The sequence below is a fragment of the Thalassospira sp. GB04J01 genome, assembly GCF_000751115.1.
Lineage (GTDB): Bacteria > Pseudomonadota > Alphaproteobacteria > Rhodospirillales > Thalassospiraceae > Thalassospira > Thalassospira lucentensis.
The window spans coordinates 159,988-172,950 of the sequence record NZ_CCDX020000004.1 but is presented as its reverse complement, the minus strand read 5'-3'; the positions used below and the strand labels follow the sequence as shown (position 1 = coordinate 172,950).

The window sequence follows — 12,963 nt, the reverse complement described above, 5'->3', positions numbered from 1 at the left end:
CCGTAAATGCACATGGTGCGAGACAGAAATCATCGCTGCGAATTAACGAACACACCATCACGGCGGCAATCGTTTTCGGGCCTTATGGGGGAGTATTTGCGAGCAGCCACACAAGTGTCTTATGCGTACTGATACGCGCAAAGGTGATGATGGAAATGGGCTCGAAAAAATAAGGAAAACTAGTAAAAGATCACGACAACCGATGGTCACGCGGCCAGATCGTACTTGTCATGACAAAAAGCCAGACAGCACATGCCCCTTGCACGATGTTAGCGCTAACACTCTTTTGAAATCAGTACCTTAAGATATGTCGCGGTATTTTGCCGGTGTCACACCGGTCATGGCGCGAAAACGGGTGGTCAGATGCGCCTGACTGGAAAAGCCGGTGGCATGTGCAATTTCCGCCACAGCATATTGCCCGGATCGCAACATCGTCATCGCCAGCTCGATCCGACGCCGCAAGACAAACTTATGCGGCGCTTCGCCGACCGATTTTCGAAACATGCGGGCAAAGTGATAGGGCGACAGGCCGGAAACAGCCGCCAGATCCTCAATCGTTAGGGCCGCATCCAGATTGGCATCGACATAGTCAAACACCCGGCGTTTGATCACTGGGGACAATCCACCGCGCACCTTAAAGCCCAGATCACGCCGGGTTGAATAGCTGCACAACATATGGCCCATCAACGATTGCCCGGCATGTGACATCGCCATCCGGTCAGCCGGAACATCCCAATCAAGGGGCAACATGGCATGCCGCACGGTTTGTTCGATCAGAGGATCAAGAAAGAAGGTTTTTTCGGGGACTTCAACCCCGTTGGGTTCAATGTCAAAGGCCTCAACCACCGCCCGTTCCCACGACGCATGCGGGATATAGAGGTGAAACAGTTCCACCTCACCTTGCACAACCCAGTCTGACGTCATGTGGGCTGGCATCAAACAACAACGCCCGGGCCCACCGCCCGTCAACGGATCTGCACCGATTTTACGCTGAATGCCGGTCCCGCCATTCACATACAGACTGATGGTGTGATGGTCGGGATCGGTATAGCGCGTCAGGACATCGGCCTTACGCCGCCAGTGCGCCACCGAAATGCTGTCACCAAAATCACCCGCACGCAGCAGATTTGCATCGCCAATCAACTGATTGAAGACTTCAAATTTCTGATAGCGCCCATTGGGTTCGAACTTTGCCTGCTCGGCCCCGGGGACAGATGCGAATTGCGGTTCTGGCATCGGTATTCCTGACTTTCTGAACACAGATCATCGCACCATGTATCTAAATTGCAAAGTCCCGTGCGCGCATCCCTGCCCTGTTTTGCGCAAGAATGTGAAAACAGGGCAGCACGGATGTCGTTTTCAAGACGCCTCAATCCTTTTTCTTTGGGCTGGGCCACGCCAGAACCATACCGGCAAGCACATCGTGCGCGGCAACCCCCCGCCCGGTTTGACGGCCGTTTGTGCCCTGCATCTGTTCGGACAATTCGGCCGCCGTCATGCCCGAAATATCGCGAAGTGTTTCCGGATCAAGCGACAGCGTTTTCTTCAATGATTTTTGCTTCTGACGATTTTCGCGCCATGCCGTCAAGGCATTCAGGAAACGCCTGGTAAAACTTTCGTATTTTGAGGATGACAGCGTCACACCAGCCTGAGCACACGCTTGTGATGCACTGCTTCGTTGAGTGTTTTCGTAGGATATGAAGGATGCGGTCATGAGAATCTCCAATCGCTGTTTTTTAAACAATGAACATTTCTCATTGATGAGACAAACGAGAAGATTTAACATCATGGATTAGATATTCTCATAGATATGGTTTTCTGTTGGTGGCAGCGCTCACAACGAGATGCCATTCACCAAAACAATGAGGCTGGCGATGAACACTACTCCCGCCCTGATCCATAACCTTGATCTGGACCTTGCCCGGACCTTTGTTGCCATCTGCGAAACCGGTAATTTTTCGCGCGCCGCCGAAAAGGTTCATCGCAGCGCATCGGCCATCAGCCTGCAGGTCAAAAAGCTGGAAGCCATGGTGGAACGTGAATTGTTCAAACGTGAAACCCGCCGTGTCAGCCTGACGGAAGACGGCGAAGTTCTTTTGGGCTATGCGCGGCGGTTACTCAAACTCAATGACGAAGCCATGTCACATTTTCATGCGCCGGAATTTTCCGGGATCGTGCGGCTGGGTGTTCCCAACGACACCGGCATCATCGCCATTCCCGAAATCCTCAAACGCTTTGCCGACAGCCACCCGCATGTCGATATCGACGTCCATCTTGGCCCAACCTACAATTTGCGCCATCGCGTTGCCGATGGTGAAATTGACGTGGCGGTGTTTAGCTACGACCCCGAACTTGACCCGCAACCACCAATACATTCCGAACCGCTTGTATGGCTTGGCGCGCGGCATGGCACAGCCCTTGATAAACGCCCGGTCCCGATGGCGATGGCCGAACAGGGATGTTATTGGCGGACCATGGCGCTCAAGGCGCTTGACGAAGCCGACGTCAATTACCGCATTGCCTACACCAGCGAGTTTTGTCAGGCCCAGATTGCCGCAGTGCGTGCCGATCTTGCGATTGCGCCCCTACCGATCAGCGTAATTTCCGATGATCTGGTGCATCTTGGCCCGCGCCATGGCCTGCCGGAACTGGGCGAATACCGCATGACCCTTGCCAAACGCGATGGTTTCGGTGCAGTCGAAGAAGCCCTTGCCACGCACGTCGTCGCCGGGTTCAGGAAAATATCGGAACGCGGCATGCGGCTTTTTGCCTGATCCTGCCTTCTGCGCAAAGAACATAAAAAACACCGCAAGAACGTGAAAGCCATCGCAACGGTTTTCGGGCTTAATCAGGCGGATCGGGTATGCCCCACATATCCGTTGCACACCCTTGGCCACCCCCTCGCGCGCCACCAATCGCGCCCGTCTTTGATTGAAAGCCCCGCATATGACCGCCCTTCTGTTTGTCATCGTTACCGCCTGCTGGGGATTTACTTGGTATGCTATCAAGCTCCAGATCGGGCCGATCCCGGTTGAAACATCGATCTTTTACCGTTTTGCCCTGGCGGCCATTGTGCTGTGCGGGTTCTTGCTGATCAGCCGCAAATGGCGTCCGGTGCCATGGCGCGCCCATCCGTGGTGCGTGCTTCTGGGCTGCGGGCTGTTTAGCATCAACTTTATCCTGATGTATTCCGCCACCGCCTACATCGCCAGTGGCATTGTCGCGGTGATCTTTACCACCTCGACCATTTTTAACGCGCTGGGCAATTGGGCGTTTTATGGCAACCGTCCGGGGATGCGCTTTGTGTTTGGGGCTGCCTTTGGTCTTGCCGGGATTGCCTGTCTGTTTGCCAATCAGATTTACGCGCTGTCGCATAACCCGCATGCCATCACCGGCATGTTGCTGGCCCTTTGCGGGACGGCGGTGTTTAGCTGCGGCAACATGGTGTCGGTCAAACTGCATGCCATGGGCATTCCCAACCGCGATGCGGTCGCGCGCGGCATGGTCTATGGTACGGTGCTCTTGTTTGTCTTTGCAGGTTTGCGCGGCCAAACACCGGTGATGCCGACAGAACCGCTTTATATCGGTGGCTTGCTCTATCTTGCCATTCCGGGGTCGGTCGTTGCCTTCCTTGCCTATCTGGCACTTGTCAACCGGGTTGGGGCTGGCCGGGCGGCCTATGTCACCGTGCTGTTCCCGGTCGTGGCCCTGACGGTATCTACCTTCCTTGAAGGCTATGTCTGGACACCCATTGGTGCATCGGGCCTTGCGATGATCCTGCTGGGTAACATCACCATCTTTGCCAAACTGCCAAAATTCATTAGTATGAGGAATAAAACAGTCCCTGCGGACTAAAGATTTTCACATCAGACAAAAACGGGGTGGCTCGATTTTCGGGCCGCCCCGTTTTGCGTTTAAGGAGGCCACGGCGGCAATCAAGTCCGCCAGACATCCATCATCCTCGCAACATCATATGCCTACATCCTGGCTGGCATTCACGTCCGAAAGTGGCCAGCCGTCCGATTGGTTTTGCCATAGGCTCCGTTTGTCATCACGCCCCACATAGGATGGAACAAACGATGTTGCCCCATGAAACAAAGACACGCCGCCTTGAACTTGACGAATATGCCAATAGCCGACGGATTTGCGGGCCTTCCGTCCCGCCGCAGCACAGCACATCAAAGACGCGCCCCAATGGCGCGCAAATGGATGGCAAAAGCTGGCTGATGCTGATTGTGCTGTCGATCCTGTGGGGTGGATCGTTTTTCTTTACCGAAATCGCGCTTGTCGATTTGCCACCCTTTACGCTGGTGCTGTGCCGGGTGGCGATTGCATCGCTGATCCTGTGGTGGGTGGTGTTGCTGCGCAATGTTCCGATCCCGCGTGATCCGACATTCTGGGGCGCGATTGCGGTGATGGGGGCGCTGAATAACCTTGTGCCATTTTCGCTGATTGTCTGGGGCCAAACCCATATCGCCAGTGGCTTGGCGGCGATCCTGAATGGCACCACCCCGCTTTTCACCATCATTATTGCCCATATCGCCACCGACACCGAAAAACTGAACCTGCGTAAGGCAGCAGGCGTTTTAATCGGCTTTGCCGGGGTTCTTGTCGTGATCGGTATGCCTGAGGCAAAGACATCCGCCGCGACAGACCTGCTTTCCACGCTCGCCCCCTGCGCTGTTCTGCTAGCCGCGATATCCTATGGCTGTGCCGGGGTATATGGCCGCCGGTTTAGTTCCACATCCCCAATCCTGACGGCGGCGGGCATGACCAGCGCGTCGAGCCTAATGCTGGTCCCATTGGCCGCCGTGGTTGATACCCCGTGGCACCTGCCCGTCCCCTCGCCCACCACCATTATGGCCGTGCTGGGGATCGCAGCACTTAGCACCGCCCTGGCCTATATCCTGTATTTCGCGATCCTCAAACGGGCGGGTGCAAGCAACCTTCTGCTCGTCACCTTCCTGATCCCGGTCAGTGCCATTTTGCTCGGCGTGGGGTTTCTCGGTGAAACGTTGTTGCCGCAGCACATCGCCGGGATGGGCGTGATTGGGCTTGGGTTGGCGGTGATTGATGGCCGATTGCTTTCGCGCCTTAGGAAAAACCCGGTCATCGAGTAGGGATCAAAACCCGAAACAACCGGGGCATAGAGACAACATCCCGCTCATATACTTAGCTGTTGACCTAACTTTTTAATGAAATTATAGTTAGCCACATGGATAAGCATAATGAACCACTCGACTCCCTCTTTCACGCGCTTGCCGATCCGACCCGCAGGGCGGTGGTCCAGCGTTTGGTAAAAGGTCCGGCACCGGTCAAGGAATTGGCAGCGCCGTATAATATGGCCCTGCCGTCCTTCATGAAGCATATCAGCGTGCTGGAACAGGCAGGACTGATTGCCTCACAAAAACAGGGGCGCGTGCGCACCTGCACGTTCAATCCCGACAAATTGGCGGCGGCAGAGCAATGGTTCGAGCAACAGCGCGCCATCTGGGCAAGCCGCTTTGACAATCTCGACAATCTACTGACAACCCTTCAGGGAGAAACCGATGAAACCTGATCTGCGCTTTGACTTTATCGCCGGCATGCAAAAAAGTACCCTGACCGTCCGGCGCGAATTTTCTGCAAAACGGCAACTGGTGTGGGATTGCTATACCAAGTGCGAACTTCTCGACCAATGGTACGCGCCCAAGCCGTTGACAACGAAAACCAAGTCTTTTGATTTCCGCGAAGGCGGGCATTGGCATTTTGCCATGATCGACCCGAATGGCACCCATTACTGGAGCCGCACGGATTACGAAACGATTACTCCGATTGACGGCTATACCGGTTATGACGGCTTTACCGACGAGACCGGGGTCATCAATCCCGATCTGCCGCGTTCTCACATTGCCATGACATTTACGGATCAGGGAGCGCATACGCTGACCGAGACAGTGGTTTCTTACAACTCGCCCGAAGACCTGCAAACGGTCATTGATATGGGCATGGAAGAAGGCATGGCCTCGACCCTTGAACGGCTTGACGAGTTGCTCGTGAAATTGACGGCGTAAGCTAGCGCCCCAAATGCAAAAGGACCGGAACTGCCCGGTCCTTTTTTCGTTTATGCCTCGAAGCATCCAGCGGTTTTCATATCTACAAATGGGCCAATTGTGCGCAGTGACGCATGCGCATTATGCGCATAACCCTTGACCTTATCCAAATTAATGCGCACAATGCGCATATAACTGATGAAAGGGGGCCGCGTGACAGTGCCACATCCCAAACGGGATCTCCCCGAAGGCACCGTCAAAAGCATTGAAAGGCAATCGGGTATAAAGCTGCTGTAAATGGCTTTCCGGTTCCTTACGGGAAATGGGAAACAGGATTGCAACAGAATGAAACAGACCTATTGGGGTTTGGTACATACCGACGATGATGGCGGCTTCGGGATTTCCTTTCCGGATTTCCCGGGCTGTGTGTCCGCAGCAGATACCATGACGGAATTGGTGGAAATGGGTACAGAAGCCCTTAACTTCCACATTGAAGGCATGCACGCGGACGGCGAAGAAATTCCCGCACCGTCGGCAGCCGTCGGCCTTGAAGATGGCGCGATCGGGATTGTCGCGATTACCGCGACCATTCCGGGGAAAAAGCGACGGATCAACCTGACACTTGATGCCAACCTGATTGATTTAATCGAAGCGAAATACGGCAAGCGTGCGGTTTCGAGTTTTCTTGAGGAGGCTGGGCGTAAGGCGCTTTAAGGGTAAAAAATAGAAAGGGGACTGTCCCCTTTTTTGGTCCCGATGGTCGACTGATGCCAAGGAAGAGAAGATAGCGGCCTTTCAGACCTCACCCCTCAAGCATCTGCTCATAAACCACCCAGTTCGAAGCCTTGCCGATCTGATCGTAAAGGCGCCGCGCCGTCGCATTGTCATCTGCCGTGATCCAAGTCAGCTTGAACCATCTTCGCATGCGAGCGATGTCTTCCAGCCGTTCCATCAGGGTCTGTGCGGCGCCTACGCGGCGAGCTTGGGGCGCAACAAAAAGATCGTCAAGCTGGCCGAACCAGGCACCGGTCAGGGTTTCGGGCACAGCACGATATTGCGCGAACCCCACGACCTGATTGCCATTCACCGCCAGCAGGCATTCCATCGGCCCCTTGGGTTCCATGATCCATGACCAGGTTGTCTCAAGCACCGCGTCGGACGGCTCACAGCCATAAAACGCCATATAGTCGCGAAACAGACCGGACCAGGCGTCACGGTCGGCTTTTGCGGCGGAGCGTATATCGATCATCGGCGTCATCAGTTTTCAAACTCCCAGCCGATGCGATAAAGGTTCGTTCCTTCGGCCTTGGCGGTGTACATCGCCTGATCGGCTATATGGATAAGGGTATCGAGCGTTCGGGCATGATCGGGATAGATCGCAATACCAAGGCTGGCCCCAACCCAACACGTCCCCTGGCCCAGTTCCGTTGGCGTGGAAACAGCAACAAGGATCTTCTCGGCGATATTATGGATCTCGGCGTCGGTTTCCAGATCCTCAAGGATGACTGTAAATTCATCACCGCCAATTCGCGCCACCGTATCAGACGCCCTGAGCGCATTGATCAATCGCTGTCCGGTATTGATCAGAACGCGATCCCCGGCGGCGTGGCCGAGTTCATCATTGATCTGTTTGAAACCGTCCAGATCGATAAAGATCACGGCGACCTTTTTCTTATGACGTTTGGCGCGGTCAATGGCCTTTGATAGACGATCCTCGAAAATGGTCCTGTTGGGCAAACGGGTTAAGGCATCGTGGAAGGCGAGTTCGCGAATTTGATCGGCTTCTTCGCGTTCCTCGGTAATGTCGCGAACGACCCCCATCATTTTGACAGTTTTGCCAGTTTCGTCCTTGGTGACGTTGCCGGTTTCGCGCAGCCATCGGATGGAGCCATCCGGCCAGACAACACGGTATTCTTCATCGTGATTTTCGCCGGTTTCAATGCAGCGAATTTCGCCTTCGCGAACGCGTTCCCTGTCGTCCGGATGCACGGCATCACAAAACAGCGGATAGGTCGGTGTCACCTCGCCCGGCTTATAGCCGAACATGCCATAAATCGCGTCAGACCAGTAAAGCTCGTCCGTATCCACGCGCCAGTCCCACGTCCCGATGCGTGCAAAATACTGGCTTTGTTTAAAGCGTTGCTCTTCCTCGGTCGCGTCTGGCCGAACGCGCGACAGATCATGCACGACCAGCACACTTTCGCACTGCCCTGGGAGCTGCAAAAACCGAACATCAACCGGGAAAGTGGCGCCGTTTGATCGGATTGCGTCGGTGCGATATTCGTCTGCCTGCTGTTCATCAGAACGTTCAGGGGCATCAGAAAGAAAGTCGTTAAGACGGCGCCCCGAGATCTCTTCCTCAGTCCGGTCAAACATCTCAGCTGCGGCGATGTTAATGTTTCTGACCGATCCATCGGCACCAAGCACCAGAACACCGTCGGAGACGTTTGCCAATACCGCGTCGAGAACCTCCAATCGCGCCCGTTCCCGCCTGCGCACATGAGCAGCATAAGCCAGCGCAACAACCGCAATGACGGCAAGGAACACAGAAATGGACAAAAGGAGGGCGTCAGGCATCTGTGGACGTGGGTTTCCCGAAACAAGGTTGTGGTTTTAAATGTAGCTATACGTAAGCAGGAACGAAAGATAGCAGAAAGAATAAGGCGATTAATTGATCCACATCTAGAGATTAGGACTTTTCCAGAGACCAAGGCAGGAGGGATAAGGAAACAGACAAAAAGCCCGCAAAGCAGGCCGTTTTGTCAAACAGTCTCACCCGCTGTTTGCGTTTGTTCGTTCTTGTTTTCAATATCGTCCGTGTCGTTCTGATCCATGAGGAAAAAGGGGACTGTCCCCTTTTTTTCTTACGGCCACAACCATTATCATATTAGGTCCCACCACCGCCTTCGGTCGTTCTGTTTACTTCCGGTCCTGCCAACTCCCGATCCTGCCAAGCAGCACGAACTCGACGATTTGATGTACGCCGGCCCGAACTTTTGGGAACCGGCGTACTGTTGATTTAGTCGTGTCTGCATAAATGATCAGGGCTTAGCTTTGTGTCGCCCTGATATCGCGCACGGATCGTCCCGATATGCCCCAATCATCAAGTGACACCTCGTCAATCACGACGAACGTGGTTGCTGGCGACTTATTCAGAACGTTCTGGAGCAGGTCCGTAACGCCCTTGATCAATTGCGTTTTTTCCGCTGGTGTTGGGCCGGTTCCGTCCGGCCCACCTTCGCGGGTTACCTTGATATTGACATAGGGCATCGCTCACCCCTCCTTTTCCTGATAGGCAAAAACCTTGGTGAGCACCTGCCAGCCCGCATCGGTATGAATCAGCGTAAGCAGGTCTTGATAATCCCGGCCCATCATCGTCATGCGAGCTTCTACCAAGCCCATTTGACGACTGATCAACTTGACCCGATCAACGCTTTCGCTGCGATTTTCGCAGCGTTTGGCCGGGGGTTCGCGGTTATCGATCCGCGTCATGTAGGCCTCAATATCCATGAACTCGTGATTGCCTTCGCTGGCATTGATGTAGGCAAGCTTGGGATGAAACACCGTGCGCAGAACCTCACTGTCGGAATGATAAAGGCCATCGAAATAGCGCTCCATCAAGGCTTCGACTTCCAATTTATCAGCGGATTTCATCACACAAGCCCCTCGGCCTTCATCGCAGCCAGCGTTGCCGGGCGGGCTTGAACGCGTTTGACGAACTTGGCAAGGCATGGCCAGTTATCGAGGTCGATATCTTTGACATTCGCCCAGTTCACCAGAACAAACGTATAAGCATCGGCAACGGAAAACTGGTTCGCGACAAGGTAATCACGGCCGTCCGCCAAAACGCTTTCGAGATGGTCAAACTTTGTCGCGACCTTGCCCTTTGCTGCGGATTTATCCGCCTCGCTCGACCCATCAGTAAAAAGGGGTCCCCAGGATTTATGCAGCTCTGCCGCGGCAAAGTTTAAAAACTGCTGAAGGCGCGCACGAGCTATCGAACCGGGCTTTGGCGAAAAGGCACGGTCCGGGTGGGTATCCGCAATGTATTGGAGGATTGCGACACCTTCGCTGAGGTAATCACCCGTTTCGATCTCAAGTGCCGGAACATAGCCATTCGGGCTGATGTCGCGGTATGTACGGCCGCTTTCGGTGCGCCCTTCCTGAGTATCCACGCCTTCGATATCAAAACGGGCACCCACTTCATGCAACATGATGTGGCTGGCGAGCGAGCATGCGCCGGGCATGTAATAGAGTTTCATAGGTAGCTCCTTTGGTTTGATGTATGGCCTCTGTATGCCAACCTAAACGAGCAATTGATAATATTGACTTTTCATATTAATGATCGATAAATAAGATCATGTTGAGGCACGGATGAACCTGGAACAACTCATTGCCGTTGACGCAGTTGTCAGCACCGGCACATTTCGCGGCGCTGCAGACCGGCTGAACAAGGCGCAATCGGCGATCAGCCATCAAGTTCGAAAGCTCGAAGATGAGCTGGGTTTTGCCATCTTCTCACGCGAAGACTACCGCCCTCGCCTGTCATCGGAGGGCGAGGTCTTTTTGCGCGAGGCGACCCGCGTGCTTGATCAGTTTCGCAAGCTTCAGGCGACAGCGCAGGAACTGCGCAGTACACAGGAACCGCTCGTACGTATCACGCTTACGGCAACCATATCGCTCGAACCTATCCTGAAAGTTCTGGGTCAGCTCGGTGACAAGTTCCCCAATACCCACATCGCTGTCGCAACCGAGATGATGGGCGGTCCCCTGGCTCGACTAATGAAGGGGGATGCCGATCTGATTGTCGCGGGTCTGGAGGGTGTAGAGATCGATCACGTCGAAACCACCCCTGTCGGCTCTGTCGTAATACGCCCCGTCGCGCATCGCAGCTTCGCCGTCGCCCAACGCAGTGGCATGCGATCGCGCATGGAAATGCAAAGCTATGTTCAGGTCATCGTCTCTGGCACCGGCGGGCCGGATTACGATCAGACACGCGACGTCCTTGCTGGTGGGCGGCGTTGGACCGTATCGGATTTTGCCACCAAAAAATCGATCATTATGAATGGACATGGATGGGGTGGCCTCCCCGAACACATGATCACGGATGAGCTCAAAAGCGGCGAACTCGTCGTGCTTAATATCGAAGGATTTCGCCCCCGCCACACCGAAGTCTTCGCGATACGACGACGCGATCAAACCATGGGTCGGGTAATGGGTGAAATCTGGCGGACGCTTCAGATGCAGGCTGGGGCGACTTAAGCCTGACACTCCGCGACACGTACGAAGGAGGGAATTGTAAAAATCAGCCTTTGGGCTGCTTTTTATCCTTGGGCAAAGCCCGGCGGACCGTTGCGCGTTTCGCACAACGTCTCTCGAAAGCTGCGTGCCTCGCTTTCTCGTGAACCCACGGGGGCAAGCCCGATCCAAGGCTACCAATTAAAAACCCCCTCAGGCGAAGCCATGAGGGGGTTTTTAATTGGTAGCCGAGGAGGGACTTGAACCCCCGACACGCGGATTATGATTCCGCTGCTCTAACCAGCTGAGCTACTCGGCCACAGGATATTCTGTGGTGTTCCGTGACGTTTGGAACGAGGCGGTTTTTAAGTCAGGGATGGCTCCCCGTCAAGCGCCTTTTTGACGTTTTGATCAAAAAAGATGTCCACAAAACCAATGGGCGAGGAACATCTGCCCTCGCCCCCATAATGATTGATCAATCGTTGATCCGTCGCTGATCCATTGGGGATCAGGCCGCAGTTGCCGCCCCGGCCATCAGTTCTTCGCGGGTGATCCAGCCGCCACCAAGGACGCGCTCCCCCTGATAGAACACACCCGCCTGCCCCGGCGCGATGCCAAACTGGGCATCGTGAAGCTCAATCCGGGCTTCACCGGCGGCTTCGGGGTAAACGGTGGCTGTCGTCGGCTGCATGGCCGAGCGCAGTTTGACTTCGACTTCAACGCCGTTTTCATCAATCTGATCGCCATCAAGCCAGTTGAGGTCTTTGACATAGACCAGTTTCTTGGCCAAAGCCGCCTTTGGCCCCACAACGACCTGACGTTTTTCAGGGACCAGTTTGACCACATAAAGCGGTTCTGCTGTGCCACCGATGTTCAGCCCGCGACGCTGACCAACCGTGTAATGGATAAGCCCCCGGTGATCGCCCATGACATTGCCATCAACGTCAACAATCTGGCCGGGTTCACCGGCTTCGGGACGCAGACGTTCGACCAGACGGGCATATTTGCCATCCGGGACAAAGCAGATGTCCTGACTGTCAGGCTTGTCGGCCACTTCAAGGCCGAACTTGGCGGCCAAAGCACGGGTTTCGGCCTTGCTCATCAAATGGCCGAGCGGGAAGCGCAGGAAATCAAGCTGTTCCTGTTTGGTGGTAAACAGGAAATAGCTTTGATCGCGGTTGGCATCGGCTGCGCGGTGCAGTTGCGCCTGCCCGTTGGCACCCAGTTTACGCTGCACATAATGGCCGGTCGCCATGCAATCCGCACCCAAGTCGTGCGAGGTTTCCAGCAGATCGCGGAATTTGACGGTCTGATTGCATTTCACGCAGGGGATCGGGGTTTCGCCGCGCATATAGCTGTCGGCAAAATCATCAATCACTTCTTCGCGGAAGCGTGATTCGTAATCCAGCACGTAATAGGGAATGTCGATATCCTCGGCCACCTTGCGCGCATCATAAATATCGCGCCCGGCACAACAGGATTTCGCGCGGGTCGGGGCATTGGCCCCCATATCATAAAGCTGAAGCGTAATACCGACCACGTCATAGCCTTCTGATTTCAGAAGGGCCGCAACGGCGGAACTATCGACCCCGCCCGACATGGCAACAACCACACGGGTATCTTCCGGGGCTTTATCAAAGCCAAGAGAGTTCATTTTTTCTCACCCATCCGCGGGTCAAGGCCGCAGCGACAA

At 54.7% G+C, this 12,963-nt stretch carries 16 protein-coding genes and 1 tRNA gene; 8 read left to right on the top strand and 9 right to left on the bottom strand.

What is annotated here, in order from left to right; translation table 11 throughout:
* Positions 1-300: 300 nt before the first annotated feature.
* Both AMM48_RS01140 and AMM48_RS01135 read right to left on the bottom strand, forming a co-directional pair.
* Complete coding sequence (locus tag AMM48_RS01140) at positions 301-1,236, bottom strand: AraC family transcriptional regulator (protein WP_102782588.1); 936 nt, start codon at positions 1,234-1,236, stop codon at positions 301-303.
* A gap of 133 nt (positions 1,237-1,369) precedes the next feature.
* Positions 1,370-1,714, bottom strand: a complete 345-nt coding sequence (locus AMM48_RS01135; RefSeq protein WP_102782587.1) for a hypothetical protein — start codon at positions 1,712-1,714, stop codon at positions 1,370-1,372.
* 160 nt (positions 1,715-1,874) lie between these two features.
* On the opposite strand from AMM48_RS01135, the gene AMM48_RS01130 reads away from it, so the two are divergent.
* The 7 genes from AMM48_RS01130 (at position 1,875) to AMM48_RS01100 (ending at position 6,746) form a co-directional block, all read left to right on the top strand.
* A complete protein-coding gene (locus tag AMM48_RS01130) occupies positions 1,875-2,774 on the top strand; it encodes a LysR substrate-binding domain-containing protein (RefSeq protein ID WP_102782586.1) in 900 nt (299 codons plus the stop codon).
* Positions 2,775-2,946: 172 nt separating this feature from the next.
* Positions 2,947-3,855, top strand: a complete 909-nt coding sequence (locus AMM48_RS01125) for an EamA family transporter (RefSeq protein WP_102782585.1) — start codon at positions 2,947-2,949, stop codon at positions 3,853-3,855.
* Positions 3,856-4,079: 224 nt separating this feature from the next.
* The gene (locus AMM48_RS01120) at positions 4,080-5,120 is read left to right on the top strand and encodes a DMT family transporter (protein WP_102782584.1); all 1,041 of its coding nucleotides are present in this window, start codon (positions 4,080-4,082) and stop codon (positions 5,118-5,120) included.
* 95 nt (positions 5,121-5,215) lie between these two features.
* Complete coding sequence (locus AMM48_RS01115) at positions 5,216-5,560, top strand: metalloregulator ArsR/SmtB family transcription factor (RefSeq protein WP_102782583.1); 345 nt, start codon at positions 5,216-5,218, stop codon at positions 5,558-5,560.
* On the top strand, positions 5,550-6,053 hold the full coding sequence (locus tag AMM48_RS01110) for an SRPBCC domain-containing protein (RefSeq protein ID WP_102782582.1): 504 nt from the start codon (positions 5,550-5,552) through the stop codon (positions 6,051-6,053). The genes AMM48_RS01115 and AMM48_RS01110 overlap by 11 nt, the downstream gene beginning before the upstream one ends.
* Positions 6,054-6,230: 177 nt before the next feature.
* The gene (locus AMM48_RS01105) at positions 6,231-6,329 is read left to right on the top strand and encodes a type II toxin-antitoxin system HicA family toxin (RefSeq protein WP_102782581.1); all 99 of its coding nucleotides are present in this window, start codon (positions 6,231-6,233) and stop codon (positions 6,327-6,329) included.
* A gap of 48 nt (positions 6,330-6,377) precedes the next feature.
* On the top strand, positions 6,378-6,746 hold the full coding sequence (locus AMM48_RS01100; protein ID WP_158246413.1) for a type II toxin-antitoxin system HicB family antitoxin: 369 nt from the start codon (positions 6,378-6,380) through the stop codon (positions 6,744-6,746).
* 88 nt (positions 6,747-6,834) lie between these two features.
* On the opposite strand, the gene AMM48_RS01095 is transcribed toward AMM48_RS01100, so the two are convergent.
* The 5 genes from AMM48_RS01095 to gstA all read right to left on the bottom strand — a co-directional run bounded on the left by AMM48_RS01095 (position 6,835) and on the right by gstA (position 10,294).
* Positions 6,835-7,290: a GNAT family N-acetyltransferase gene (locus AMM48_RS01095; protein ID WP_102782579.1), complete on the bottom strand. Its 456-nt coding sequence runs from the start codon at positions 7,288-7,290 to the stop codon at positions 6,835-6,837.
* Positions 7,290-8,609, bottom strand: coding sequence for a diguanylate cyclase (locus tag AMM48_RS01090; protein WP_102782578.1), 1,320 nt, complete (start codon positions 8,607-8,609; stop codon positions 7,290-7,292). Before AMM48_RS01090 ends, AMM48_RS01095 begins: the two co-directional genes overlap by 1 nt.
* A gap of 471 nt (positions 8,610-9,080) precedes the next feature.
* Entirely contained in the window at positions 9,081-9,302 is a 222-nt protein-coding gene (locus tag AMM48_RS01085) for a 4-oxalocrotonate tautomerase family protein (protein WP_102782577.1), read from the bottom strand.
* Between the two features lie 3 nt (positions 9,303-9,305).
* Positions 9,306-9,686, bottom strand: coding sequence for a nuclear transport factor 2 family protein (locus AMM48_RS01080; protein ID WP_102782576.1), 381 nt, complete (start codon positions 9,684-9,686; stop codon positions 9,306-9,308).
* A complete protein-coding gene (gstA, locus tag AMM48_RS01075) occupies positions 9,686-10,294 on the bottom strand; it encodes a glutathione transferase GstA (protein ID WP_102782575.1) in 609 nt (202 codons plus the stop codon). The genes AMM48_RS01080 and gstA overlap by 1 nt, the downstream gene beginning before the upstream one ends.
* A 112-nt stretch (positions 10,295-10,406) precedes the next feature.
* Between gstA and AMM48_RS01070 the strand changes: the two genes are divergently transcribed.
* Positions 10,407-11,294, top strand: a complete 888-nt coding sequence (locus tag AMM48_RS01070) for a LysR family transcriptional regulator (protein ID WP_102782574.1) — start codon at positions 10,407-10,409, stop codon at positions 11,292-11,294.
* Positions 11,295-11,512: 218 nt separating this feature from the next.
* Here AMM48_RS01070 and AMM48_RS01065 read toward each other — a convergent pair.
* Positions 11,513-11,589: transfer RNA gene (locus tag AMM48_RS01065), tRNA-Met, on the bottom strand.
* A gap of 189 nt (positions 11,590-11,778) precedes the next feature.
* A complete protein-coding gene (gene mnmA / locus AMM48_RS01060) occupies positions 11,779-12,924 on the bottom strand; it encodes a tRNA 2-thiouridine(34) synthase MnmA (RefSeq protein ID WP_022733522.1) in 1,146 nt (381 codons plus the stop codon).
* Positions 12,925-12,963: the final 39 nt, after the last annotated feature.